The organism is Variovorax sp. P4_B11, from assembly GCF_056402355.1.
The window spans coordinates 141702-166532 of the sequence record NZ_JBFUHO010000005.1; the positions used below are offsets into that span (position 1 = coordinate 141702).

The following is a 24831-nucleotide window of genomic DNA, read 5'->3' on the forward strand; positions in this document are numbered from 1 at the left end:
GCGGGCGGAGCCTGCGCCGGCCTGAACGGCGCGCTCAGCGCTGGCCGCTCGGCAGCAGCAGGTGCTTGGCGCCGATGTGCGCTTCCATCTCGTGCATGTGGGCTTCCGCGTCGACCATGTGCTCGGCCATCAGGCGGCGCACGGCGTCCGGGTCTTCATTGCGGTAGGCCGCCAGCAGCTGGGTGTGATAGTCGACATTGGCTTCGCCAAAGTGGTGATGGTCGAGCGCCTTCTTGTAGACCACGAGGTCGCGCAGCAGGTCATTGAGGAAGCGGCACATGAAAGACAGCACCGGATTGGGGCAGCTTTCGGCCAACAGGGTGTGAAACGCGAGTTCGGCTTCGCGCTGGATGCGCAGTTCGTCTTCCGAGGTGGGCTCGTGGGTGCACAGGCGGATGTTCTCTTCGAGGCGCTCCATCTGCTGCGGCGTCAGCCGGCCGACCACGCTCACGGCCAGTTCGGGCTCCAGCACCTTGCGCAGCTGGTAGATGTGATGCCCGTCGAGGTGATGGAAATGCAGGAAGTTGCGCAGCGGCTCGGAGGCGTGATCGACCGACACCTGCTGCAGGTAGGCGCCGCCGCCCGGCCCGGTCCGGATCGAAATCAGCCCGCGCACCTCCAGCGCCTTCAGCGCCTCGCGCACCGTGCTCTTCGAATAGCCGAAGAGTTCGATCAATTCCTTCTCGTTCGGTAGCCGGTCGCCGGGCTGCTTGCGCTCGGCGACGATCCATCGTTTCACGTCTTCGACGATGACGTCCGAGAGCTTTTGCCGCCTGGGACGGTGTTGGCCCACTGTCATGCACACGCTCCATGCCCATCGGGAGATGCGCACCAGCGCGCGATCTTACTGGTGCTCGGGAAGGCGCTTTCTTGTGGCGGAGGGATGGATGCGGGCACGGTCATTGCTAACGGGTTTTCACTAGCATATTAATCCAATTTATCCGGTTAAATCGCCGCACGCCGCGGAAGCCGTTTCTTCACTTCACACCACGATCGGAGCGCTCAATTGCAACGCAGACAACTTCTTCAACTGGCCGCCCTCTCGGCGGCGCCCGCCTCCCTGCTGGCCGGCCGCGCCGCTTTCGCCCAATCGGCGGACGCCATCCGCTTTGGCTGTCCGGTGCCGATGTCGGGGGCTTTCGCGGCCAACGGCAAGTTCGCCGACCTGGGCATGAAGCTCGCCATCGAACAGTACGGCAGCGTGCTCAGGCGGCCCCTGGCCTACACGGTGTTCGACACCGAAGGCAAGCCGGCGACCGCGGTGCGCAAGGTGCAGGAGGCCTCGCAGCAGCAGGGCGTGCGCTTCTTCGCGGGCGGGATCCTGTCGTCGGAATCGCTGGCGATGGGCAAGGAGGCCGAGAAGGCCGGCGCGCTGTTCATCACCACGGCCGGTGCCGACGAGATCACCGGCAAGGACTGCAACAGCGCCACCTTCCGCTGGTCGGTGCCCACCTTCGGTGCCATCGAGCAAACGGTGCGTCCGCTGGTGGCCGCGCTGCCCAACGCCAAGCGCTGGTACACCATCACGCCGCAGTACGTGTTCGGCGAAGGCCTGCTCGGCGCGGCCAAGGCGATCTTCCAGGAGAAGGGCATCGAGCACGTGGGCAACAGCTACCACTCGCTCAACGAGAAGGAGTTCAGCGGCTACCTCACCAACGCGGCGGCGGCCAAGCCCGACGTGCTGCTGCTGCTCAACTTCGGTGCGCAGTCGTCCGATGCGCTGCGCCAGGCGGTGAGCTTCGGAATGAACAAGAACATGACGATCCTGATGGCCTGGGCCTCGGGGCTGGAGCAGTTCGAGTCACTGGGCGCGGACCTGTGCGACGGCGTCTATTTCGGCGCCCAGTACTGGCATACGGTCGACACGCCGCTCAACCGGGACCTCGTCAAGCGCACCGCCGACAAGCTCAAGATCGTGCCCAACTACAGCCTCGCGGGCTCCTACGTCTGCACCAAGATCCTGCTCGACGGCATCGTCAAGGCCGGCACCGTGGACCCGAAGGCCGTGATCGCAGCACTCGAAGGCATGAAGTTCGACGGCCTCACGGGCAGCGAGGAAATCCGCCAGGCCGATCACCAGGTGATCAAGGACTACTACCTGCTCAAGGGCAAGGCCAAGTCGAAGATGAAGAACCCGGCCGACTTCGTCGACGTGGTCAGCTCGGGCAAGTCGTTCCTTGCGATCGACAAGACCGGCTGCAAACTGGGCTGACCGGCTAACCCCCAGGCTTGCCCACTGCGTGTGGCCGCCCACCCCCTTTCAGGGGGCAACACCTGCGGACCGGCAAAGCCGGTTCCGCGGTGTTCCTGGAAGGGACAGTGCACGCAAGCCCGCCACCACCCACATCTATGACCGTCTACCTGCTCCAGACCCTCAACGGAATCGGCATCGGCATGCTGTATTTCCTGCTGGCCGTTGGCTTGTCCATCGTGTTCGGCCTGCTGCGCTTCGTGAACTTCGCGCACGGGGCTTTCTATCTGCTCGGTGCCTACCTGTGCTTCCAGGCCATGCAGTGGGGCCTGGACTTCTGGGCCGCGCTGGTGCTGGTGCCGCTGTTCGTCGGCGCGCTGGGATGGGCCGCCGAGAAGCTGCTGCTGCGCCGTGTCTATGCCAAGGCGCATGAGTTCCACATCCTCGTGACGGTGGGCCTGGCGCTCGCGGTGCAGGAAATCGTGATCGTGTTGTGGGGGCCGCTCGGCAACAGCGTGCCCACGCCCGACCTGCTGCAGGGCGTGGTCATGTGGGGTGCCTTCGTCTATCCCAAGTACCGGCTCTTCGTGATCGGCTTCACGGCCGTGCTGGCGGTGCTGCTCTGGTGGGTGCTCGAAGGGACACGGCTGGGCAGCGCGGTCCGTGCGGGCAGCGAATCGACCGAGATGGTGTCGCTGCTGGGCATCAACGTGTTCCGCGTGTTCAGCCTGGTGTTCGCGCTGGGTGCGGCGACGGCCGCATTGGCCGGCGTGCTGGCCGCGCCGATCCGCGGCGCCGAGCCCTTCATGGGGGTCGAGGCGCTGGGCGTCGCCTTCGTGGTGGTGGTGATCGGCGGGCTTGGCAGCTTCGGCGGGGCGCTGGTGGGCGGGCTGCTGATCGGCGTGGTGCAAAGCCTCATGAGCACCCTCTGGCCGCCCGGTGCGAGCCTGATGATCTACATCGCGATGGCGGCCGTCCTGCTGCTGCGCCCGCATGGCCTGCTCGGCCGCCGAGGATGAAAACCATGCCGAGAAAAATCACATTCCTGCTGGCGCTGATCGTCGCGCTGGGCCTGCCCCTGGTACTGCGCTCGGGAACTCTAGCGAGCGAGGTCTTGATCTATTCGCTCGCAGCCGTTGGCTGCAACCTGCTGCTGGGCTACACGGGGCTGCTGTCGTTCGGGCAGGGCATCTTCTTCGGTCTGGGCAGCTACACCATCGCGATCCTGCTCACCCGGCTGCAACTGCCGATGCCACTCGCGCTGCTCGCCGCCATCGCCATGGGGGCGCTGGGCGCCGCGGTGGTCGGATGGGTGGCCATCCGCCAGCGCGGCACCTATTTCGTGATGCTCACGTTGGCGTTCGCGCAGATGTTCTACTTCGTGGCCTATACCGCCTCGGGGCTTACCGGCGGCGACAACGGGCTGCTCGACGTGCCGCGCCCTGCGTTCCTGGATACGCCCTGGACGTACTACGCCTTCGTTGCCGTGGTGTTCCTGATCGCGTTCGGATTGCTGCTGCGCGTCTCGGACTCGATCTTCGGCCGCACGCTGCTGGCCATCCGCGACAACGAGGACCGGGCCGCCGCGGTGGGCTACGACCTCCGGCGCTTCAAGCTGCTGGCCTTCGTCATCTCGGGCGCGGTCACGGGCCTGGCGGGCGGGCTGCACGCGATGATGACCGGCATCGCGCCGCTCTCGAATGCCGAATACCACACGAGCGAGATGATCCTGGTCATCACCGTGATCGGCGGCACCGGCAATCTCTTCGCCTCGGTGCTGGGCGCGGCCTTCTATGTGCTGCTGGCCGACTGGCTCTCGACCTTGTGGCCGCGCTGGCTGCTGTTGCTGGGGCTGTTGCTGATCGGCGTGAGCATCGGCATGCAGCGCGGTCTCTGGGGCCTGGGCGAAAGCGCGTGGCGCCGCCTGTTCCGCAGGGCGCCGCAGGTGCCGCCGCCGGAGATCCTGGCCGGACAGGGAGAGAAGGCATGACGCAGACCGCACTGATCGAAGCCGTCGGTGTCACCAAGCACTACGGCAAGTTCGCCGCCCTCGGCGGCGTGGACCTCCGGATCCTGCGCAACACCGTGCATTCGGTGATCGGCCCCAACGGCGCCGGCAAGACCACGCTGTTCCACATGCTCACGGGCACCGGCACCACGACGGGCGGGCGGATCGTGTTCGACGGCCACGACGTGACGCGCGAGCCCGACTACCGCCGGGTGCAGCGCGGGATGGCGCGCTCCTTCCAGGTCACGAGCCTGTTCGCCAGCCTGCCGGTGCGCGAGAACCTGCGGCTCGCGGCGCAGGGCGTGGCGCCGCGCCGGGCGCTCAATTGCTGGCGCGCGCCGGTCGGCGAACTCTCCTGCGCCGACACCGTGGCCGAAGTGCTTCAGCGCATCGGGCTCGAGCGGCTGGCCGACACGCCGGCCAGCGTGCTCTCGCACGGCCAGCAGCGGCGCCTCGAAGTCGGCATGGCGCTGGCGGCGCGGCCCAAGGCGATCTTTCTCGACGAGCCGACATCGGGCATGGGCATCGACGACCTCGACGACATGAAGCAGCTGATCCGCGGCCTGCGCGACGGGCACACCGTGGTGCTGATCGAGCACAACATGAACATCGTGATGGACATCTCCGACACCGTGACCGTGATGCAGCAGGGCCGCGTCCTGGCCGAGGGACTGCCGGGCGACATCCGGGCCGATCCGCGCGTGCGCACGGCCTATCTCGGCAACATGATCACCGGGGGGCGGGCATGAGCGGTACCGGCACCATTTTGGAGGTCGCGAATCTCCACAGCCACTACGGCAAGAGCCACGTGCTGCAAGGCGTCTCGATGACCGTGGGCGAGGCGGAGGTGGTCACGCTGCTGGGCCGCAACGGCGCGGGCAAGTCGACCACCCTGAAGAGCATTGCCGGCGCCGTGACACCCACCCGCGGCAGCGTGCGCTTCCAGGCGGCCGACATCGCGGGCCTCCCGCCGCACCGCATCGCGACCCGCGGCGTCTGCCTGGTGCCCGAGCACCGCGGCATCTTCAAGCTGCTGACCGTGGAGGAGAACCTGCTGCTCGGCCAGCGGCGCGATTCGCCCTGGCAGCTCGAGGACATCTACCGCATCTTTCCGCGGCTGCAGGAGCGGCGCCGCAACGGCGGGGGCCAGCTTTCCGGCGGCGAGCAGCAGATGCTGGCGATCGGGCGCGCGCTGATGAACCACCCGCGCCTGCTGATCCTCGACGAACCGGTGGAAGGCCTCGCGCCGGTGATCGTCGAAGAGATCGTCGCCCAGCTGAAGCTGATCAAGGCCGCCGGCGTGGCGATCCTGCTGGTCGAGCAGAACCTGGAGGTCTGCGTGCAACTGGCCGACCGGCACTACATCCTGGAGCAGGGCGTGATCGTGCACCAGGCCGGCAACTCGGACTTCGTCGCCGACCACGAAGTGAAGGACCGCTACCTGGGCGTCGGTCTCGTCTGAACGCATCCGTCCCGCCTCTTTCTCGCAAAGCCATGACTACATCCCCCGAACTTTCCCCCGTGTCCGGCGCACCGGACATGCGCCATCTGCGCGTCGACGGCCGGCGTCTCTGGAACTCGCTGATGCAGCTCGCCGAGCTCGGCGCCACCGAGAAGGGCGGCGTCTGCCGCATCGCGCTGACCGAGCTCGACCGGCAGGGCCGCGAGCTCTTCGCGCGCTGGGCCCGCGAGGCCGGCTGCGCGCTGCGCGTGGACCAGATCGGCAACATCTTCGCGCGCCGTGCCGGACGCAACAACGCGCTGCCGCCGGTCACGACCGGCAGCCACATCGACACCCAGCCCACGGGCGGCAAGTTCGACGGCAACTACGGCGTGCTCGCGGGGCTCGAGGTGATCCGCAGCCTCAACGATGCGCAGGTCGCCACCGAAGCGCCGCTGGAGGTGGCGGTATGGACCAACGAGGAGGGCTCGCGCTTTGTGCCGGTGATGATGGGCTCGGGCGTCTTCGCCGGCGCCTTCACGCTCGAGCACGCGCTCGCGCAGCGCGACAACGAGGGCATCAGCGTGGCCGATGCGCTGGCCGCCATCGGCTATGCCGGCCCGGCGCCCGCATCGGCGGCCGCATCCCCCGTGGGTGCGTACTTCGAAGCGCACATCGAGCAAGGGCCGGTGCTGGAAGCCAACGAGCGCGTGATCGGCGTGGTGGAAGGCGCGCTCGGGCAGCGCTGGTACGACGTGGTGGTGCAGGGGATGGAAGCGCATGCCGGCCCCACCCCGATGGAACTTCGGCACGACGCCTTGCTGGCGGCCTCCGAGCTGGTGATCGAGGTCAATCGCATCGCGCTCGCGCAGGCGCCGCATGGGCGCGGCACCGTCGGCTGGATCGATGCCTACCCGAATTCGCGCAACGTGATCCCGGGCAGGGTGCGGCTCAGCGTCGACCTGCGCGCGGCCGACGACACCGTGCTGCTGGCCATGGACGCGGCGCTCAGGCAGGCGACGCAGCGCATCGGCGCGCTGCACAAGGTGGACATCGGCGTCGAGCAGGTGGTGTATTTCCCGCCGCAGTCCTTTGCGCCGACGCTGGTCTCGGCCGTGCGCGAAGCCGCGCGGCAGCAGGGCATGAGCTGGATGAACGTGATCAGCGGCGCCGGCCACGACGCGGTGTACCTGGCGCGCGTCTGCCCGGCCGCGATGATCTTCGTGCCTTGTCTCGACGGCATCAGCCACAACGAGATCGAGGACGCGCAGCCCGACCATCTGGAGGCCGGCTGCAATGTGCTGATGCAGGCGATGCTGCAAAGCGCGGGGGTGGTGGCATCGTGAAAATCCTGATCGCCCGGCTCAATCACGAGACCAACACCTTCTCGCCGGTGCCCACGCCGCTGGCCGCTTTCGGGCCCGATGGTCCGAGCTTCGGCGAGCAGGCCTATCGCGACAACAAGGGCATGCGGACCGCGATGTCGGCCTTCATCGACCTCGCCGAGCAGGCGGGGGCGACGCTGGTCACGCCGGTGTCGGCGTCGGCCAACCCGAGCGGGCCGGTCGACGCGCAGGCCTACACCACCTTGTGCCAGCGCATTCTCGATGCCGTGCCGGGTTGCGATGCGATCCTGCTCGACCTGCACGGCGCGATGGTGGCGCAGAACAGCGTGGACGGCGAAGGCGAGCTGCTCGCTCGGCTGCGCGCCGCGGCACCCGGTGTGCCGATCGGCGTGGCGCTCGACCTGCATGCCAACGTGACGGCGGCGATGGTCGGCAATGCGGACGTGATCGTCGGCTTCAAGACCTACCCGCACATCGACATGTACGAAACCGGCGCGCATGCGGGCCGCCTGCTGCTGGACCTGCTCGCCGGGCGGAGCCGGCCCGCGATGCGATGGCACCCGCTCCCGCTGATGGCCCATACGCTGCGCAGCGCCTCCTTCACCGGCGCGATGCAGCGCGCGATCGAAGCGGCGCGCGCAGCCGAAGAGGCCGAATCGCTCGCGGTGTCGATCTTCGCGGGCTTTTCGCTGTCCGACATCGAGGCGCCCTGCATGAGCGTGGTGGTGGTCGATGCGCAGTCGCCCGAGCGCGCCCAGGCCACGGCCGATCGCATCGCGGCGCAGATATGGCGCGAGCGCGAAGCTTTCGTCTACCGCAGCGAAGCGCTGGTGGCATCGATCGCGCGCGCCAAGGAGATCGCGCAGGGCGCGACGCGCCCGGTGCTGCTGCTCGACCATGGCGACAACTGCATGTCCGGCGGCAGCTGCGACACCATGGATGTGCTGCAGGAAGCGCTGGCCCAGGGACTCGACGGCATCGGCGTCGGGCCGCTGTGCGATCCGCAGGCCGTGAGCGAGCTCGTGGCGGCGGGCGAGGGCGCGACGGTGACGGTGGCACTCGGCAACAAGGTGTCGCTGGCAGGCCTCGGCCTCGCGAAGACGCCGCTGCAGCTGACAGGCACGGTGCGCACCATCGGCAACGGCGAGTACGTGATCACCGGTCCCACCTACACTGGCCAGCGTGCCAGCATGGGCCGCACGGTGTTGTTCGACATCGGCGCGGCACGCATCGTCGTCACCGAGCGCACCCAGGAACCCTGGGACATCGGTGTCTTCGAGTGCGCGGGCCTCGATCCGCGCAGCGAGCGTTTTCTGCTGCTCAAGTCGCGCATGTACTGCCGACCGGTGTTCGAGCCGCTGTCCGCCGCGCTGGTCGAGTGCGACAGCCCGGGGGTGACGAGTTCGGACTATGGGCTGTTTCCGTTTTCCAAGGTACGGCGCCCGGTCTTTCCGCTCGATCCCGCTTGAGCGAGCGTCCGGGCCGGGGCTACGCCTTGGCGCGCGAGGGGGCCTTTTTCGGCTTGAAGCTCCACCACGGCAGCAGTGTGCTCAGCGACTCGACCTCGCCGCTGCTGGCGCTCTCGTAGCCCGGCAGCGTGCCGAGCTGGTGCTGCCAGGCGGCGCCGCGCAGCAGCACCAGCAGGGCCTCGATGGCCGGCTGTTCGAGCGCCGACTTGAGGCAGGCGAGGTGGTAGCGCTCCTGTACCAGCGGCACGAAACCCAGGCCGGCACCGAGCGCTGCCGATTCGATCCCGAGCGCGGCATCGGCCTCGCCGGACGCCACCGCCTGCGCCGCCGCCGCGTGCGAAGGTTCGTGCCGCGCATAGCCGTCGATGGCATCGGCCGCCAGCCCGTCGCGCGCCAGCAGTTCGTCGAGCAGCACCCGCGTGCCGGCGCCGATCGGCCGGTTGACGTAGCGCGCCCAGCGCGCCGCCACGTCGGCCAGGCTCTTCAGGCCGAGCGGGTTGCCGGGCGCGACGATCAGGCCCTGGGTGCGGCGCGCGAAGCCGATGATCTTGTGCAGGCCGGGCTTGAGCAGCGGCTTGTAGGTGCGTTGCGCGAGCGAGCCGGACGGCGGCCGCTCGAGGGTGTGGAAACCCGCCATCACGCAGCGGCCCTGGTTCAGCGCGCTGATCGCATCCACGCTGCCGGTGAAGCGGATGTCGAGCTGGAGCCGCGCGGTGGACGCGGCGTGCGCCCGCAGCAGCACCAGGGCATCGTCATGGCTGGCGTGCAGGCTCAGCACGTGCGTGCTGTCGTCGAAGGCGAGCGCGAAGGCACGCTCGAGGTCGGCATGCAGCGCCTCGATCTGCGGCGCCAGCCGGGCCTGGGCCTGGCGTTCGGCCCACAGCAGCTTGTCGCCGAACTCGGACAGCTGGGCCGAGCGGCCCTGGTCGCCGGTCACCAGCGCGCGGCCCAGCGTCTCTTCCCAGCGCTTGAGCTCACCCCAGACGTGGCGGTACGAATAGCCCACGGCCCGCGCCGCGGCCGAGATCGACCCGTGCTCGCGCACCGCGTGCAGCAACTCCATCAGCGGGTTGCGGATCAGCGTGCGGCCCTGGCGGCGCGGTGCGATGGCGTAGGAGAGTTCGATCTGTTGCACGGGAGGCGGGGAAAGGGGCAGGAGCGCCGGGGAGATTATGCAGAGCCTGTTCGTCGCCTATGCAAGCCATTGCATAGGTTGAGGGTGCCGCCTTGTCCATACTGCGGCGCTCCCCGTTCCACGCACGCCATGAACACCTTCGCCGACAGTGCCGCTGCCGCCTGGCACCTCGTCGTCTCCGTCGACCCCATGCTGCTCTCCATCGTCGGGCGCTCGCTGGCGGTCAGCGCGACGGCCTGCCTGCTGGCCTGCGGATTCGGCCTGCTGCTGGGGGCCTGGCTGGCGGTGGCCCGGTTCGCGGGGCGCGGCCTGCTGCTGACCTTGCTCAACACGCTGCTGGCGCTGCCCTCGGTGGTGGTGGGGCTGGTGATCTACCTGCTGCTGTCGCGTTCGGGTCCGTTGGGCTTCCTGGGCTGGCTGTTCTCCTTCAAGGCAATGGTGCTGGCGCAGACCCTCCTCGTGCTGCCGGTGGTCACGGCACTGACGCGGCAGGCGATCGAGGATGCCGACCGCGCCCATGGCGAGCAGCTGCGCTCGCTCGGCGCCGGCAGCTTCGCGCGCGGCCTGCTGCTGGTGGCCGACGAGCGCTACGCGCTGGTCACGGTGGTGATCGCGGCCTTCGGCCGCGCCGTGTCGGAGGTCGGCGCCGTGATGATCGTCGGCGGCAACATCGACGGCTTCACGCGCGTGATGACCACCGCCATCGCGCTGGAGACCAGCAAGGGCGACCTGCCGCTGGCACTGGCACTCGGGCTGCTGCTGCTGGCCGTGGTGCTGCTGCTGAACCTGGCGATCGCGGCCTTGCGCGCCTGGCGCGAACGGGTCGATGGCGGGGCCGCCGATGCCATGCGCAACCGCACGCTGGAGGCGGTGCCGTGAACCGCCGGGCCGTTCCGGCGGTGGGCGCGCCGCTCTTCAGCCTGCACGGGGTCTCGCTGCGCTTCGGCAAGGTGCAGGCGCTGGCCGGCGTCAATCTAGAGATCCTGGCGGGCGAGCGGGTGGCGCTGATCGGCGCCAACGGCAGTGGCAAGAGCAGCCTGCTGCGCTTGCTGCATGGACTGCTGCCGCATTCCTCGGGCGTCTTCATGAGCCGCGTGTCGCCGAATGCGCAGGCCATGCTGTTCCAGCGGCCGCACATGCTGCGCGCCAGCGTCCGCAACAACGTCGCGCTGGCGCTGTGGCTGCAGGGGGCGCCGTGGCGCGGCGCGCAGCGCGAGGCCGAGGTCGCGCTCGGAAGGGTCGGGTTGGTCGAACTCGCCGGCCGCAACGCACGCACGCTGTCGGGCGGCCAGCAGCAGCGCATGGCGCTAGCGCGGGCCTGGGCCCTGCATCCCGACGTGCTGCTGCTCGACGAGCCCACCGCCAGCCTGGACCCGACCGCCAAGCGCGAGGTCGAGGCCCTGATCGCCGAGGCCGCGCAGGGCCGCACGCTGGTCTTCGCGAGCCATAACCTGGGCCAGGTCAAGCGGCTCGCCAGCCGCGTCGTCTACCTCGAGCACGGCAGGGTGGTGGCCGACCTGCCGGTCCATGATTTCTTCCGCGGGCCGCTGCCCGAGGAAGCCCGTCTGTTTGTCAAAGGTGAACTGGTGTGATGTCGTTCAATCTGTCCAGGGGCGTGCGGGCCTCGCTCGGTGCGCTCGTGCTGGCGGCCGGCGCGCTCGCCGCCCGGGCCGAAACCCTCACCATGGCCTCGACGACTTCGACCGAGCAGTCGGGCCTGTTCTCGCACCTGCTGCCGGCCTTCAAGCAGGCGAGCGGGATCGACGTCAAGGTGGTGGCGGTCGGCACCGGGCAGGCGATCGACATGGCCAGGCGAGGCGATGCCGACGTGCTCTTCGTGCACGACACCGCGGCCGAGGAGAAGTTCGTCGCCGAGGGCTTCGCCGCCAAGCGCTTCCCGGTCATGTACAACGACTTCGTGCTGGTCGGCCCCAGGGGCGACCCGGCCGGCGTCAAGGGGCAGGACATCGTGGCGGCGCTGAAGAAGATCGCGGCGGTCAACGCGCCTTTCGTCTCGCGCGGCGACAAGAGCGGCACCGACGCCGCCGAGCGCCGGCTGTGGACTCAGACCGGCATCGGCGAGGCCGGCCAGCCGGTGCCGAGCGACAAGAAGGGCACGGGCTACAAGGAGTGCGGCTGCGGCATGGGCCCGGCGCTCAACATCGCGGCGTCGAGCGGCGCCTATGTGCTGGCCGACCGCGGCACCTGGCTCAGCTTCAAGAACCGCGCCGACCTCGGGGTGCTGGTGGAAGGCGACAAGCGCCTGTTCAACCAGTACGGCGTGATGGTGGTGAGCCCGACCAGGTTCCCGAATCTCAACAGCGCGGGGGCGCAGAAGTTCGTCGACTGGGTGATTTCGCCGGCCGGGCAGTCGACCATCGCGGCCTACAGGATCGGCGGCGAGCAATTGTTCTTTCCGAATGCCAAATAGCTCGCCCCCAGGTTGCCCCGCACTTCGTGTCGGGGCGCCCACCCCCTGCCGGGGGCAACACCAGCGGCCCGGCGAAGCCGGTTCCGCGGTGTTTCAGCAACGGGCCTGGCTGCGCCGGCCGGGGTGAAGCCGGCGGGGTGACGGGGGTCAGGCCTCGGCCGCTTGCAGCAGGGCGTGTAGCGCGGCCACCTGCCGGCGCAGGTCTTCGTTCTCGGCCGTGAGTTCGGCCACGCGTTGCGTCAGCCGTTCGATGGCGTCCGGTTCCTGCGAGGCCTGCGCCTTCTCCGTTTCCGCGCGCGCCGGGCGCTTGGCCTCGCGCACCCGCTTGGCCGCCTGCCTGAGCTCGTCCTTGCCGCCGTGGGCGGCCGCGATCTGCTCTTCGGCCGGCAGGGTCGCCACGGCCGCCGCGGCGTTGATCGAGATCGTGCCGGACTTGATCGCGGCCACCAGCTCGGGCGCTGCCTGCTTCTGGATCTTCTCGATCATCACGACCTGGCTGCTGCTCAGGCGGGCCGCCTTGGCGATCGCTTCGCGGCTGTTGAGGGGCGCGGAAGGAGGCAGCGCGGGATCGACATCGAAGGGCGGATCGTCGGCGTCGTCGGCCGGCGCGGCGGACGCCCGGGCCTGCCGCCCGGCCACGATCTCCTTCTTGCGCAAGGCCAGCACGCCGCGCAGGAAGTCCGAGACGCTGCGTCGGCCCAGGTGCTGGTCGATCATCCAAAGGTGCACGTCTTCGAGCGACTTGAAGCGCGTGTTCTGCACCGTCTGGAACGGCAGGCCGTGCTTCTGGCAGATGCCGTAGCGGTTGTGGCCGTCGACCAGCACGTCGCCCCACAGCACCAGCGCATCGCGGCAGCCCTCGGCGAGGATGCTGCGTTCGAGGGCTTCGTATTCGTCCGGGGTCAACGGGTCGATATAGGATTTCAGGTCTTCGTTGACGACGATGTTCATGCGAGTGGGATTCTGGAAGAGGGGCGGATTCTAGGGTCACCGGTCCATCGGCAGGTAGAGGCTTTCCTTGATCTCTTCCATCACGACGTAGCTGTTCGACTCGGCCGGCACCGGCAGCTTCTTGAGCAGGTCGCCGAGCAGGTTGCGGTAGTCGCTCATGGCGCGCAGGCGGGCCTTGACCAGGTAGTCGAAGCCACCCGACACCAGGTGGCATTCCATGACCTCGGGCACATGCATCAGCTCCTGGCGCACCTTGTCGAAGACGTCGGCCGACTTCGACGACAGCGTGATCTCGACGAACACCAGCAGCGTCTTGCCGAGCGCCTGCGGATCGATGCGCGCGTGGTAGCCGGTGATCACGCCCTCGCGCTCCATGCGCCGCACGCGCTCGGAACACGGCGAGGTCGAGAGGCCGATCTGCTCGGCCAGGTCGGTCATCGAGATGCGGCCCTGGCGCTGGAGGATGTCGAGGATTTTCCGGTCGGTGCGGTCGAGGTCGGTCATTTCACTCCTGGGATGCCGTTTTGGATGGGGCGACAGTTGAATTAGCTGCGAGAGGCTTCAATTTCCGTGGAGTTTACGGCAGGTTGATAAATACCATTGACTCCTTTCCTGCACCGATGGAGTTCTGCGATGAAAGTGATCGTTTTGGGCGGCGGCGTGATCGGCGTGACCACCGCGTACTACCTGGCGCGCGGCGGCGCCGAGGTCACCTTGATCGATCGCCAGGGTGGCCCGGCGCAGGAAACCAGCTTTGCCAATGCCGGCCAGGTGTCGCCCGGCTATTCCACGCCGTGGGCGGCGCCCGGCATTCCGCTCAAGGCCCTGAAGTGGATGTTCCAGAAGCACGCGCCGCTCGCGATCCGGCCCGACGGCTCGTTGTTCCAGCTGCGCTGGATGGCGCAGATGCTGAAGAACTGCTCCCCCGAGCGCTATGCCCTCAACAAGGAGCGCATGATGCGCGTCGCCGAGTACAGCCGCGACTGCCTGCGCGACCTGCGCGCCGAGACCGGCATTCGCTACGAGCAGCGCACCCAGGGCACGCTGCAGCTGTTCCGCACCCAGGCCCAGCTCGACGCCGTGCAGCGCGACCTGGCGGTGCTCGAGGAATGCGGCGTGCCCTACAGCTTGCTCGACCGCAGCCGGCTGGCGACCGTCGAGCCGGCGCTGGCCCGTACCGGCGACCTGCTGGCTGGTGGCCTGCACCTGCCGAACGACGAGACCGGCGACTGCAACCTGTTCACCCAGGGCCTGGCCGCGATCGCCCGCGGGCTCGGCGTCGACTTCCGCTTTCACCAGTCGGTCGATGGGCTGCTCACCGAAGGCGGCCGCATCACCGGCGTGCGCCTCGGCGGCGCCACCAGCGAAGTGCTCACTGCCGACCGCTACGTGCTGGCTTTCGGAAGCTACTCGCGCGAGTTCATCGCGCCGCTCGGGCTCGACATCCCGGTCTATCCGGTCAAGGGCTATTCGCTCACGGTGCCGCTGGTCGATCCCTCGCTGGCGCCGCAGTCCACGGTGCTCGACGAGACCTACAAGGTGGCGGTCACGCGCTTCGACGACCGCATCCGGGTCGGCGGCATGGCCGAGCTCGGCGGCTTCGACCTGCGCCTGAATCCGCGCCGCCGCGAGACGCTGGAGCGCGTCATCACCGACCTGTTCCCGTGCGGCGACCTGCCGCGCGCGACCTTCTGGACCGGCCTGCGGCCGATGACGCCCGACAGCACGCCGATCGTCGGGCCGACGGCCTACGGCAACCTGTTCCTCAACACCGGCCACGGCACGCTCGGCTGGACCATGGCCTGCGGCTCGGGCAAGCTGGTGGCCGACCAGGTGATGGGGCGGCGCCCGGACATCCGCACCGATGGCTTGTCGGTCGAACGCTACAGCACGCCCGATCGGGTGCGGCCCCGCGCGGCCCGGCCGATCGGCGCGGCGACTTGACCTCCGGGGTCATCGACCCGCGGCGGCTTCACGGCGACCATGGATCCGCCCCGCGCTGTTGCGGGTCGTGATCAACGAAAGGATTCGCCATGAACACCGCCACTTCCGATGCCGTCCGCGTGGCCGAGCACTACATCGCCGTCTGGAACGAGACCGATGCCGAGCGTCGGCTGAAGCTGCTCGAAACCCATTGGACCGACGACGCACGCTACGTCGATCCCCTGATGCAGGCCAGGGGCCGCTCGCAGATCAGCGCCCTGGTCGGCGGCGTGCACCAGCGCTATCCGGGCTTTCGCTTCGCGCTCAAGGGCCAGCCCGACGCGCATGGCGACCAGCTGCGCTTCTCGTGGACCCTGGGGCCGAGCGGCGCCGAGGACCTGATCGAGGGCACCGATTTCGCGCGGCTCGAAGCCGGCCGGCTGCAGTCGGTCACCGGCTTCCTGGACAAGGTGCCGGCCGGGGCTTGAGGAGGCTCACGCCGGCACCGGGCCGCTCCCAAGGCGGYCTGCGCCCCCTCGGGGGGCAGCGAGTACACGAAGTGACGAGCGTGGGGGCCTCAGACCGGCGCCGGGCCGCCCCAAGGCGGTCTGCGCCCCCTCGGGGGGCAGCGAGTACACGAAGTGACGAGCGTGGGGGCCTTTCACTCGACGATGGCCACGCCCTTGACCTGCGCGTGCACGGGCAACCCGACCGCGAGCCCGAGCAGGTCGGCCGACTTCCGCGTGATGCGGGCCAGCATCCGCATGCCGCCGACGTCGAGCCCGATCATCCGCTGCGCCGGGCCGTCGTCGGCCAGGTCGGTGATGGTCGCCGGCAGGATGTTGAGCACGCTGGTGCCGGCCTGGGGCTGCAGCGTGAGGCTGACGTCGCGCGCCTGGATGCGCACGCGCACCCGCTGGCCCACGCGGACGCCCCCATGCGGCAGGCTCAGCGTGCCGCCCGCGAAGGCGACCCGGACCAGGCCGTAGGCGGCGTCGACGTCCATGACCACGGCCTCGATCAGGGCGCCGGCGGTATCGCCGTGCGCCATCGGAAGGTCGAGCCGGGTCATCAGTTCGTGGGTCGGGCCGCTGGCAACCACGCGCCCGGCCTCGATCAGCACCAGGTGATCGGCCAGCCGCGCGATTTCGTCGGCTGCGTGGCTCACGTAGAGCACGGGAATGTCCAGTTCGGCGTGCAGGCGCTCGAGGTAGGGCATGAGCTCGCGCTTGCGCTGCAGGTCGAGCGAGGCCAGCGGCTCGTCCATGAGCAGCAGTTTCGGGCTGGTGGCCAGCGCGCGCGCGATGCCGACGCGCTGGCGCTCGCCGCCCGACAGCGTGTCCGGACGCCGCGCGAGCAGCGAGCCGATGCCGAGCAGTTCCACCGCCTGGTCCAGCGCCACGCGGCGCAGCGCCGGCGCCACCCGCTTCATGCCGAATTCGAGATTGCGCCGGACGTCGAGATGCGAGAACAGCCGGCTCTCCTGGAACACGTAGCCCAGCGGCCGCCGGTGGGTGGGCAGGAAGATGGCGCGAGTGCCGGCACGCTCGTCCTGCCAGACCTCGCCATTGATCGAGACAAAGGCGCCTGGCGCGCGCTGCAGCCCGGCAATGGCGCGCAGGCAGGTGGTCTTGCCGCAGCCCGAGGGACCCGAGAGCGCGGTAACGCCGCGTCCCGGCAGTGCCAGCTCGATGTCGAGCGTGAAGGCCGCGTACGCGACCTGGAGCCGCGCGTCGACGCCATGCTGCGTCGTGCCGCTCATCGACGCCGCCCGGTTGGGTTCAGCGCATACAGCGCCAGCAGCACCAGGAACGAGAACACCACCATCCCGGCTGCGAGCCAGTGCGCCTGCGTGTATTCGAGTGCCTCGACATGGTCGTAGATCTGCACCGAGATCACGCGCGTCTTGCCGGGGATGTTGCCGCCGATCATCAGCACCACGCCGAACTCGCCGACCGTGTGGGCGAAACCCATGACGACGGCCGTGAGGTAGCCCGGCCGGGCCAGCGGCAGCACGACGCTGAAGAAGGAGTCCATCGGCGAGGCCCGCAGCGTCGCCGCGGCTTCGAGCGCGGGCTCGCCGATGGTCTCGAAGGCGTTCTGGATCGGCTGCACCACGAAGGGCATCGAATAGATGACCGAGCCGACCACCAGGCCCGCGAAGGTGAAAGGCAGCAGGCCGATGCCGAGCCACTGGGTCAGCTGGCCGATCGGCCCGTGAGGCCCCATCGACACCAGGAAGTAGAAGCCCAGCACCGAGGGCGGCAGCACCAGCGGCAGCGCCACCATCGCGCCGACCGGCCCTTTCCAGGCCGAGCGCGTGCGCGCCAGCCACCAGGCCAGCGGCGTCCCGAGCAGCAGCAGGATCAGCGTCGTGGCCGTCGCCAGTTTCAGCGTGAGGGTGACGGCGCCGAGGTCGGCGGCGGTCGGCATGATGTGCCTCTGCCTTCGGTCAGACTTCGTAGCCGAAGGAGCGGATCACGACCCTGGCGGCGTCCGACTTGAGGTACTCCATCAGCGCGGCGGCCGCGGCATTGTCTTTGGCGCGGTTCAGCCGCACCGCGTCCTGGCGGATCGGGCTGTGCAACTCGGCCGGCACGATCCAGGCCGAACCGCTCTTGAGCTTGCCGCCTTCCCAGACCTGCGACAGCGCGACGAAGCCGAGCTCGGCGTTGCCGGTCGAGATGAAGCTGAAGGTCTGGCCGATGCTCTCGCCCTGCACGAACTTCGGTTCGAGCGCGGCCAGCAGGCCGAGCCGCGTGAGGGTTTCGACCGCGGCCGCGCCGTAAGGCGCCAGCTTGGGTGCCGCCAGCGCGAGGTGGGCGAACTTGCCGCTGCGCAGCACCTCGCCCCTGGCGTCGACCAGATCGGCATTCGCCGACCACAGCACCAGCTTGCCGGTGGCGTAGGCGAAGCGGCTGCCGGCGACGGTGCTGCCTTCCTTGTCGAGGCGGGCCGGGGTCTCGTCATCGGCCGCCAGGAAGACGTCGAAGGGCGCACCGCCCTGGATCTGCGCGTAGAACTTGCCGGTCGCGCCGGACGACAGCACCGCCTTGTGCCCGGTCGCCTTCTCGAAGTCGGCCGCGATCACCTTCATCGGGCCGAAGAAGTTGGCCGCGACCGCGACCTGCACTTCGGCCGCCTGGCCGCAGAGCGAGAAGAAGAGGGCGGCAAGGCCGGCGGCCATCCGGCGGGGCGAAGGTCGAACTTGCATGGCGTTGGGTGGCTGGTGTCAGCGCTATTCATCAAAGGAATAGCGCGAGTGTAGGGCAGCGGCACAATGCCGCCCATGGCATCCCCCCGCTTCGGCGACGCGCTCGGCCACGGCATGAGCGACAAGCGCATCGAGATCCTTCGCGGCATCGGCCGCACCGGCAGCATTTCGCAGGCCGCGCGCGATGCCGGCATCAGCTACAAGGCGGCCTGGCAGGCGGTCGCCACGCTGACCAATCTGGCTGGCGTTGCGCTGGTGGAGCGCGCAGTCGGCGGCGCCGGCGGCGGCGGCGCGTCGCTGACGGCGCACGGGGCGCAGCTGCTCGAACTGGCGGACGCGCTGGAGACCGCGCGACGGGCCGTGCAGACGCGGGCGGAAGCCGCGGGCGCGCTGGGTGCCGGCGCCGGTACGGCCGTGGCGCGGCTGGCGATCCGCACCAGCATGCGCAACCAGTTGCCGGCCACCGTGGAGGCGGTCGAGGCGACGGGCCGGATCGTGCGGGTGCGCATGGCGCTGGGCAGCAGGCAGCGCCTGTCGGCCCGCATCACGCTGGAGAGCGCGGAACTGCTCGGCCTGGCCGAGGGCATGGGGGCGATCGCGCTCTGCAAGGCCACGGCGGTGCGGGTCGAACGGCTGTCGCCCGGGCGTCGCCCCAAGGGCAATCAACTCGGTGGCGTGGTCGCCGGCGTGGCCCGCGGCGCCGACGGCGACGAGATCTCGGTGGCACTCGAAGGCGGCCTGGAACTGGTCGGCTTTGCGCCCAGCGGCAGCGGGTTGCGCGTGCGCCAGCGCGTGATGGCGGCGATCGACGAAGCGGCCGTGGTGGTGGCGCTGCCCGGATGAGTGGCGCTCAGGCGGCGATGCCCAGCCGGGCGAGCTCCTGCCGGATCAGTTCCGCGTTGCCGGGCCGCACCAGCCGCCCGATCTCCTGGCCGTCGCGCATGAAGATCAGCGTCGGCCACAGCTTGACCCTGAACGAGCGGCCCAACGGGCGGCCGCTGCCGTCTTCGATCTTCAGGTGCCGCAGCGCTGGCGCGTCGGCCAGTGCCTCGGTCAGCAGCGGCTGCGCCGCCTTGCAGAAGCCGCACCAGTCGGTGCCGAACTCGACCAGCGTGGGACCCGACAGCGCGTCGACATCGGCGCGCGAAGGCGCCACCGTTGAATAGCTTGAAATCATCACGCGATTCTGCGTGAGCCGAGCGAACGCTGCTCGCAGCTCAGCTGATCAAGCGGCCATTGGAGCTGATGACCGCCACATCCACGAACTGATTGCCTTCGCGGTTGCCGCGGCCGAAATTGATCTTCACGCCACCGAGGTCGTAGCCCTCGATGTGCTCGAGCCCGGCGATCACGCTGGCGCGCGTCGGCGATGGGCCGGCACGGCGCAGGCCTTCGGCCAGCACGCAGGCGTCCATATAGCCCTCGAGGCTGGGCAGCGAGAACTCCTTGTTGCCGCTGGCCAGCATGTCGGTCTGGTAGCGCCGCACGATCTCGTACTTGGTCGCGAAGGGCGAGGGCACGACGATCGCGAAACCCAGTCCGTGCGCCAGGTCGCCCATGGCGCCGAGCGCGCTGGCCGTGATCGACAAGCCGTAGGCGTTGCTCTTGCCGCCGGCCTTGCGCAGCGCGCGCACGAAGGCCGGCGCGGTGCCGGCCAGGCCGATGATGACGATCTGCGGTGCGGCCGCGGCGATCTTCGCGGCGGCCGGATCGACCTCCATGCTGGTCGTGCCCGGCGTGCTCGCGATCACCGCCGGCTCGAGCTTGGCCTTGGTCAGCGCGGCCTTGAAGCCCGCCAGCAGCGACTGGCCGAGCGGATCCTCCGAATAGACGATGCCGATGCGCGATTGGCCGAGTACGGCCGCGGTGGCGATCAGGCGGTCGAGCTCCTGGTCGTAGTTGGCGCGCACCCAGAAGGCGTTCGGCGCCGCCTTCTTGCGCAGCGAGACGGTGCCGGTGTTCGGTCCGACCACGGCCATGCCGGGGACCGCGTCGATGATCTCGGCGGTCTGCCGCGTGCCCAGCGGGTGCACCATGGCCAGCACCGAACTGTCGGCGGCGAAGGCGAGGGCGTTGGACTTGGCGATGTCGGGCTTGAACTGGTCGTCGGCCATCACCAGTTCGACCTTCGTGCCGTTGATGCCGCCGGCGCGGTTCAACGCGTTGATGTAAGCCGACGAGCCCTGGAACAGGCCGATGCCGTTGGCCTTCTCGACGCTGCTGTTGTCGAAGGAGGCGCCGACGCGGATCGCCCGGGCCTGTGCGAACACCGGCAGGCCGAAGCCGGCGGCGACACCGAGACCGGCGGCGCCGGCGATGCGGTTGACGATCTGGCGCCGAGTGGGTTGAGCCGGCAGGGAAAAGCAATGGGCCTCGGATTCGCGCATGGTCAACGTCCAATCAAGCCGCCGGGTTCGGCGCGCAAGTTTTAACAAACGCTGACAATAGCAACAAATTGTAAAAAAGTCACTAGCGCGGACCGCGGCCCAGCTTCCGGTACACCGTGGCGCGGCTGATTCCCAGTGCTCGTGCCGCTTCCGCCACATTGCCGCGGGCATCGTTCACGGCCTTGCGGATCAGCGCCGATTCGAGGTCGCGCAGGCGCGGCGGGCTGGCCGCCGCCGTCGAAGCTGCCACGGATTGCCGGGCCAGCCGGGGTCGGGCCTGCACCCGCAGGCCCGACCAGAGCGGGACCTCGAGCACCGCGTCGCCGCGCCGGGCGGCGTCGAACAGCATCTGCGGCGGCAGTGCGAAGAGATCGTTGCAGTGCAGCGCCGGCCGGCCGCCCAGCGGCTGGTGCAGCATGTGGCGCGCCGCGGCATTGGCGCCGCTCACGTGGCCATTGGGATCGACGCACAGCAGGCCCTCGGTATCGGCGCCTGCGGCGCTGCCCGGCCAGCCGATCTGCAGCAGCAGTTCGCACGGGTGGCTCAGCACCAGGGCATTCTCGATGCTGCGCGCCGACGCCGCCGCGAGGTGGCGCAGCTCGGGCCGCTCGACCACCTGCACGCCGGTCAGGTCCAGCATGCCGATGCAGTCGCCCTGAGGACCGAAGAGCGGGGCGCCAGCGCAGCTGTAGATACTGGTGTCGTCGAAGAAGTGCTCGCCGCGATGCAGCCAGACCGATTCGTGCTCGGCCAGCGCGGCGCCGATCGCCGTGGTGCCGACCGCGCGTTCCGACAGGTCGACGCCGATGCGGGCGATGTCGCGCGCATGCCGGGCCGCCGGGTCGCTGCCCGCGGGCAGGGCGCCGACGTCCACCACGATGCCGTCGGCGTCGGTCAGGATGGCGAAATAGCGCGTGTCGGCGATCGCCCGCGACAGCCGCTCGAGCACCGGCCGCGCCGCCGTCACGAGCGCCCGGTTGCGCTCGGTGGTCCGCCGCATGCCCTGGGCGGACACCGGATCGAAGCTGACGCGTTGTTGCGGCCGGTGGCCGGCGGCCAGGCAGCGCTGCCACGAGCGCACCAGCCACGGCGCGATGCGCGAGGCCGGCGGATCGGTTGCACGCTCTCCCTCGATCCATTCGCGGCGGGCCTGGGCAATGGACAGGGAGCGCTCGGGCGAGGGCGAGGCGGAGTGTTGCGTCATCGTGTGGGACATCGGGCCTGAGGCGGCGCCTGTTCGGGTCTCGCCGGCGGGCAAGCTGTTTCATTTTGAGAATTTCAGGGACAACGCGCAAGCGCCTAGGGTTTTGCCTAGGATGGTGCCCCCTACGCACGGCCAAGATTCAATCCGCCGATTCAGCCATCACCTCTAACGGAGACAGCCACATGCAGGTTCCTTTCACGGTCAACGGCCGCGAGGTCACGGTCGACGCCCCCCCGAACACCTTCCTCGTGCAAGCGATTCGCGAGCATCTCCACCTGACCGGCACGCACGTCGGCTGCGACACCGCGCAGTGCGGCGCCTGCACGGTCCTCGTCAACGGCCGCGCGGTCAAGTCGTGCAACGTGCTGGTCGCGCAAGTGGCCGGCGCCGAAATCACCACCATCGAGGGCGTCGCCCAGCCCGACGGCACCATGCATCCGATGCAGGCCGCCTTCAAGGAATGCCACGGCCTGCAATGCGGCTTCTGCACGCCGGGCATGGTCATGAGCGCCATCGACCTGTGCACCCACCATCCCAAGTCGAGCGAGACCGAGATCCGCGAACTGCTCGACGGCAACCTGTGCCGCTGCACCGGCTACCAGAACATCGTCAAGGCGGTGCAGATGGGTGGCGAGGCGATGTCCGCCGCGCCCGCCAAGACCACGGCCACGGCCTGAGGAGCACACCATGGGCGCACCCGACTTCGCAGGCCTGCCGCACATCGGCGAGGCTTTCAAGCGCAAGGAAGACTACCGCTTCCTGACTGGCGCCGGCCAGTACACCGACGACATCGACCTGGCCAACCAGGCGCACTGCATCTTCGTGCGCTCGCCGCACGCGCATGCGACGATCAAGTCGGTCGACATTTCCGCCGCATCGAAGATGCCCGGCGTGATCGGCATCTTCAGCGGCAAGGACATCGAGGGGAAGATGGGCGGGCTGCCCTGCGGCTGGCTGATCAACAACCCCGACGGCACGCCGATGAAGGAGCCGATGCACCCGATCCTCGCGATCAAGAAGGTGCGCTATGTCGGCGACCATGTCGCGATGGTGGTGGCCGAGACCGTCGAGCAGGCCAGGAACGCGGCCGAGGCGGTGGTGGTCGACTACGACGTGCACCCGGCGCTGGTCAGCGTGGCCGACGCCGCGAAGAAGCAGAGCGGCGTCACCATCCATGACGAGGCGCCCGACAACCAGTGCTACAAGTGGGCGATCGGCGACAAGGCGGCGGTCGACGCCGCTTTCAAGAACGCGGCGCACGTCACCAAGCTCGACTTGGTCAACAACCGGCTGGTCCCCAATGCGCTCGAGCCGCGCGTCGCCATCGGCAGCTACAGCCGCGCGAACGAGGAGTACACGCTCTACGTCTCCAACCAGAACCCGCACGTCGAGCGCCTGCTGATGACGGCCTTCGTGCTCGGCCTGCCCGAGCACAAGGTGCGCGTGATCGCACCCGACGTCGGCGGCGGCTTCGGCTCCAAGATCTATCTCTACGCCGAGGACGTGTGCCTCACCTGGGCCTCGAAGCAGCTCAACCGCAACATCAAGTGGACCGGCGAGCGCTCGGAGTCCTTCCTCTGCGACGCGCATGGCCGCGACCACGTCAGCCACGCCGAGATGGCAATGGATGCGCAGGGCAAGTTCCTCGCGCTGCGCGTGCACACCGATGCCAACCTCGGCGCGTACCTGTCGACCTTCTCGACGGCCATACCGACCATTCTCTACGCCACCCTGCTCGCGGGCCAGTACACGACGCCGCAGGTCTACGTCGAGGTCGACGCCTGGTTCACCAACACCGCGCCGGTCGATGCCTACCGCGGCGCCGGCCGGCCCGAGGCCACCTACCTGCTCGAGCGGCTGGCGTCGCGCTGCGCCTGGGAAATGAACCTGGGCCAGGACGAGATCCGCAAGCGCAACTTCATCACCACCTTCCCCTACCAGACACCGGTGGCGCTGCAGTACGACACGGGCGACTTCCATGCCTGCATGAACAAGGCGCAAGCCCTGGCCGACGTGGCCGGCTTCGCTGCGCGCAAGTCGGCCAGCGAGGCGCGGGGCTTGCTGCGCGGCATCGGCTATTCGAGCTACATCGAGGCCTGCGGCATCGCGCCGTCGAACATCGCGGGTGCGCTCGGCGCGCGCGCCGGCCTGTTCGAGTGCGGCGAGATCCGCGTCCACCCGACCGGCAGCGTGACCGTGTTCACCGGCTCGCACAGCCACGGCCAGGGCCATGAGACCACCTTCGCCCAGGTGGTGGCGGCGCGCCTCGGCATCGCGGTCGAGGCGGTCGACGTGGTGCACGGCGACACCGGCCGCGTGCCCTTCGGCATGGGCACCTACGGCTCGCGCTCGATCTCGGTCGGCGGCGCGGCGATCATGAAGGCGCTCGACAAGATCGAGGCCAAGGCCAAGAAGATCGCGGCCCACCTGATGGAAGCGAGCGATGCCGACATCGAGTTCGCCAACGGCGAGTTCACTGTCAAGGGCACCGACAAGAAGATCCCCTTCGGCCAGGTGGCGCTGACGGCCTACGTGCCGCACAACTACCCGCTCGACAAGCTCGAGCCGGGCCTGAACGAAACCGCGTTCTACGACCCGACCAACTTCACCTTCCCGGGCGGCACCTACATTTGCGAAGTCGAGATCGACAAGCAGACCGGCGAAGTCAAGGTCGACCGCTTCACCGCCGTCGACGACTTCGGCACCATCATCAATCCGATGATCGTCGAAGGGCAGGTGCTCGGCGGGCTGGTGCAGGGCATCGGCCAGGCGTTGATGGAGAACTGCGTCTACGACAACGATACCGGCCAGTTGCTCACCGGCAGTTTCATGGACTACGCGATGCCGCGGGCCGAGGACTTCCCGATGTTCAAGCTCGACACGGTGTGCACGCCCTGCACCCACAACCCGCTGGGTACCAAGGGCTGCGGCGAGGCCGGTGCCATCGGCTCGCCACCCGCCGTGATCAACGCGGTACTCGACGCGCTGGCGCCGTTGGGCGTCAAGGACTTCGATATGCCGGCGTCGCCGCACCGCGTCTGGGAGGCCATGCGCAAGGGCAGCACCACGGCGACCCAGCAGCCGTCCCTCGCCGCCGGCACCCAAGGCCAGCCCGCTCCCTGAACACCCGG

Annotated in this window: 25 protein-coding genes; 15 read left to right on the top strand and 10 right to left on the bottom strand. The window is 69.0% G+C overall.

Going from position 1 to position 24831, the window contains the following annotated elements; genetic code table 11:
- Nucleotides 1-34: 34 nt before the first annotated feature.
- Nucleotides 35-799 (bottom strand): FadR/GntR family transcriptional regulator, encoded by a 765-nt coding sequence (locus tag AC1DYD_RS07725; RefSeq protein WP_478172162.1) that lies wholly within the window; start codon nucleotides 797-799, stop codon nucleotides 35-37.
- Nucleotides 800-1006: 207 nt separating this feature from the next.
- Here AC1DYD_RS07725 and AC1DYD_RS07730 point away from each other — a divergent pair, with 207 nt between their 5' ends.
- From AC1DYD_RS07730 to AC1DYD_RS07760, 7 genes are all read left to right on the top strand, one after another.
- Nucleotides 1007-2212, top strand: coding sequence for an ABC transporter substrate-binding protein (locus AC1DYD_RS07730; RefSeq protein WP_478172163.1), 1206 nt, complete (start codon nucleotides 1007-1009; stop codon nucleotides 2210-2212).
- Nucleotides 2213-2349: 137 nt separating this feature from the next.
- The gene (locus AC1DYD_RS07735; RefSeq protein WP_478172164.1) at nucleotides 2350-3210 is read left to right on the top strand and encodes a branched-chain amino acid ABC transporter permease; all 861 of its coding nucleotides are present in this window, start codon (nucleotides 2350-2352) and stop codon (nucleotides 3208-3210) included.
- Between the two features lie 5 nt (nucleotides 3211-3215).
- Nucleotides 3216-4181: a branched-chain amino acid ABC transporter permease gene (locus tag AC1DYD_RS07740; RefSeq protein ID WP_478172165.1), complete on the top strand. Its 966-nt coding sequence runs from the start codon at nucleotides 3216-3218 to the stop codon at nucleotides 4179-4181.
- Nucleotides 4178-4948: an ABC transporter ATP-binding protein gene (locus AC1DYD_RS07745; protein WP_478172166.1), complete on the top strand. Its 771-nt coding sequence runs from the start codon at nucleotides 4178-4180 to the stop codon at nucleotides 4946-4948. The genes AC1DYD_RS07740 and AC1DYD_RS07745 overlap by 4 nt, the downstream gene beginning before the upstream one ends.
- Entirely contained in the window at nucleotides 4945-5661 is a 717-nt protein-coding gene (locus tag AC1DYD_RS07750; RefSeq protein ID WP_478172167.1) for an ABC transporter ATP-binding protein, read from the top strand. The genes AC1DYD_RS07745 and AC1DYD_RS07750 overlap by 4 nt, the downstream gene beginning before the upstream one ends.
- 32 nt (nucleotides 5662-5693) lie before the next feature.
- Nucleotides 5694-6986: a Zn-dependent hydrolase gene (locus AC1DYD_RS07755; RefSeq protein ID WP_478172168.1), complete on the top strand. Its 1293-nt coding sequence runs from the start codon at nucleotides 5694-5696 to the stop codon at nucleotides 6984-6986.
- The gene (locus AC1DYD_RS07760; protein WP_478172169.1) at nucleotides 6983-8455 is read left to right on the top strand and encodes a M81 family metallopeptidase; all 1473 of its coding nucleotides are present in this window, start codon (nucleotides 6983-6985) and stop codon (nucleotides 8453-8455) included. The genes AC1DYD_RS07755 and AC1DYD_RS07760 overlap by 4 nt, the downstream gene beginning before the upstream one ends.
- A 19-nt stretch (nucleotides 8456-8474) precedes the next feature.
- Here the strand turns inward: AC1DYD_RS07760 and AC1DYD_RS07765 are convergent, their stop codons facing one another.
- On the bottom strand, nucleotides 8475-9590 hold the full coding sequence (locus AC1DYD_RS07765; protein WP_478172170.1) for a substrate-binding domain-containing protein: 1116 nt from the start codon (nucleotides 9588-9590) through the stop codon (nucleotides 8475-8477).
- A gap of 129 nt (nucleotides 9591-9719) precedes the next feature.
- On the opposite strand from AC1DYD_RS07765, the gene AC1DYD_RS07770 reads away from it, so the two are divergent.
- Genes AC1DYD_RS07770 through AC1DYD_RS07780 form a run of 3 tightly spaced genes read left to right on the top strand, consistent with a single transcriptional unit; the run spans nucleotide 9720 to nucleotide 12021 of the window.
- Nucleotides 9720-10469, top strand: coding sequence for an ABC transporter permease (locus AC1DYD_RS07770; protein WP_478172171.1), 750 nt, complete (start codon nucleotides 9720-9722; stop codon nucleotides 10467-10469).
- A complete protein-coding gene (locus AC1DYD_RS07775) occupies nucleotides 10466-11182 on the top strand; it encodes an ATP-binding cassette domain-containing protein (RefSeq protein WP_478172172.1) in 717 nt (238 codons plus the stop codon). The genes AC1DYD_RS07770 and AC1DYD_RS07775 overlap by 4 nt, the downstream gene beginning before the upstream one ends.
- The gene (locus AC1DYD_RS07780) at nucleotides 11182-12021 is read left to right on the top strand and encodes an ABC transporter substrate-binding protein (RefSeq protein WP_478172173.1); all 840 of its coding nucleotides are present in this window, start codon (nucleotides 11182-11184) and stop codon (nucleotides 12019-12021) included. The genes AC1DYD_RS07775 and AC1DYD_RS07780 overlap by 1 nt, the downstream gene beginning before the upstream one ends.
- A gap of 147 nt (nucleotides 12022-12168) precedes the next feature.
- Here AC1DYD_RS07780 and AC1DYD_RS07785 read toward each other — a convergent pair whose 3' ends face one another.
- The gene (locus AC1DYD_RS07785; protein ID WP_478172174.1) at nucleotides 12169-12972 is read right to left on the bottom strand and encodes a ParB N-terminal domain-containing protein; all 804 of its coding nucleotides are present in this window, start codon (nucleotides 12970-12972) and stop codon (nucleotides 12169-12171) included.
- A 36-nt stretch (nucleotides 12973-13008) separates the two neighbouring features.
- Nucleotides 13009-13476: a winged helix-turn-helix transcriptional regulator gene (locus tag AC1DYD_RS07790; protein ID WP_478172175.1), complete on the bottom strand. Its 468-nt coding sequence runs from the start codon at nucleotides 13474-13476 to the stop codon at nucleotides 13009-13011.
- 129 nt (nucleotides 13477-13605) lie between these two features.
- On the opposite strand from AC1DYD_RS07790, the gene AC1DYD_RS07795 reads away from it, so the two are divergent.
- Both AC1DYD_RS07795 and AC1DYD_RS07800 read left to right on the top strand, forming a co-directional pair.
- Nucleotides 13606-14916 carry a D-amino acid dehydrogenase gene (locus tag AC1DYD_RS07795; RefSeq protein ID WP_478172176.1) on the top strand — a complete coding sequence of 437 codons (1311 nt, stop codon included), beginning with the start codon at nucleotides 13606-13608 and terminating at the stop codon, nucleotides 14914-14916.
- Nucleotides 14917-15005: 89 nt separating this feature from the next.
- Complete coding sequence (locus AC1DYD_RS07800) at nucleotides 15006-15383, top strand: nuclear transport factor 2 family protein (protein WP_478172177.1); 378 nt, start codon at nucleotides 15006-15008, stop codon at nucleotides 15381-15383.
- A gap of 173 nt (nucleotides 15384-15556) precedes the next feature.
- Here the strand turns inward: AC1DYD_RS07800 and modC are convergent, their stop codons facing one another.
- The 3 genes from modC to modA are packed head-to-tail and all read right to left on the bottom strand — an operon-like array spanning nucleotide 15557 to nucleotide 18109.
- Nucleotides 15557-16657 (bottom strand): molybdenum ABC transporter ATP-binding protein, encoded by a 1101-nt coding sequence (modC, locus tag AC1DYD_RS07805; RefSeq protein ID WP_478172178.1) that lies wholly within the window; start codon nucleotides 16655-16657, stop codon nucleotides 15557-15559.
- Nucleotides 16654-17331: a molybdate ABC transporter permease subunit gene (gene modB, locus AC1DYD_RS07810; RefSeq protein WP_478172246.1), complete on the bottom strand. Its 678-nt coding sequence runs from the start codon at nucleotides 17329-17331 to the stop codon at nucleotides 16654-16656. Before modB ends, modC begins: the two co-directional genes overlap by 4 nt.
- 16 nt (nucleotides 17332-17347) lie before the next feature.
- A complete protein-coding gene (gene modA, locus AC1DYD_RS07815) occupies nucleotides 17348-18109 on the bottom strand; it encodes a molybdate ABC transporter substrate-binding protein (RefSeq protein WP_478172179.1) in 762 nt (253 codons plus the stop codon).
- A 75-nt stretch (nucleotides 18110-18184) separates the two neighbouring features.
- Between modA and AC1DYD_RS07820 the strand changes: the two genes are divergently transcribed.
- Nucleotides 18185-18952, top strand: coding sequence for a TOBE domain-containing protein (locus AC1DYD_RS07820; protein ID WP_478172180.1), 768 nt, complete (start codon nucleotides 18185-18187; stop codon nucleotides 18950-18952).
- 7 nt (nucleotides 18953-18959) lie between these two features.
- On the opposite strand, the gene AC1DYD_RS07825 is transcribed toward AC1DYD_RS07820, so the two are convergent.
- The 3 genes from AC1DYD_RS07825 to AC1DYD_RS07835 form a co-directional block, all read right to left on the bottom strand.
- Nucleotides 18960-19286 (bottom strand): thioredoxin family protein, encoded by a 327-nt coding sequence (locus AC1DYD_RS07825; protein WP_478172181.1) that lies wholly within the window; start codon nucleotides 19284-19286, stop codon nucleotides 18960-18962.
- Nucleotides 19287-19326: 40 nt separating this feature from the next.
- Nucleotides 19327-20496 carry an ABC transporter substrate-binding protein gene (locus AC1DYD_RS07830; protein ID WP_478172182.1) on the bottom strand — a complete coding sequence of 390 codons (1170 nt, stop codon included), beginning with the start codon at nucleotides 20494-20496 and terminating at the stop codon, nucleotides 19327-19329.
- An 82-nt stretch (nucleotides 20497-20578) separates the two neighbouring features.
- Entirely contained in the window at nucleotides 20579-21700 is a 1122-nt protein-coding gene (locus tag AC1DYD_RS07835; RefSeq protein ID WP_478172183.1) for a helix-turn-helix domain-containing protein, read from the bottom strand.
- A gap of 182 nt (nucleotides 21701-21882) precedes the next feature.
- Here AC1DYD_RS07835 and AC1DYD_RS07840 point away from each other — a divergent pair, with 182 nt between their 5' ends.
- Nucleotides 21883-22377, top strand: a complete 495-nt coding sequence (locus AC1DYD_RS07840) for a (2Fe-2S)-binding protein (RefSeq protein WP_478172184.1) — start codon at nucleotides 21883-21885, stop codon at nucleotides 22375-22377.
- A 10-nt stretch (nucleotides 22378-22387) separates the two neighbouring features.
- Nucleotides 22388-24823, top strand: a complete 2436-nt coding sequence (locus AC1DYD_RS07845; protein ID WP_478172185.1) for a xanthine dehydrogenase family protein molybdopterin-binding subunit — start codon at nucleotides 22388-22390, stop codon at nucleotides 24821-24823.
- Nucleotides 24824-24831: the final 8 nt, after the last annotated feature.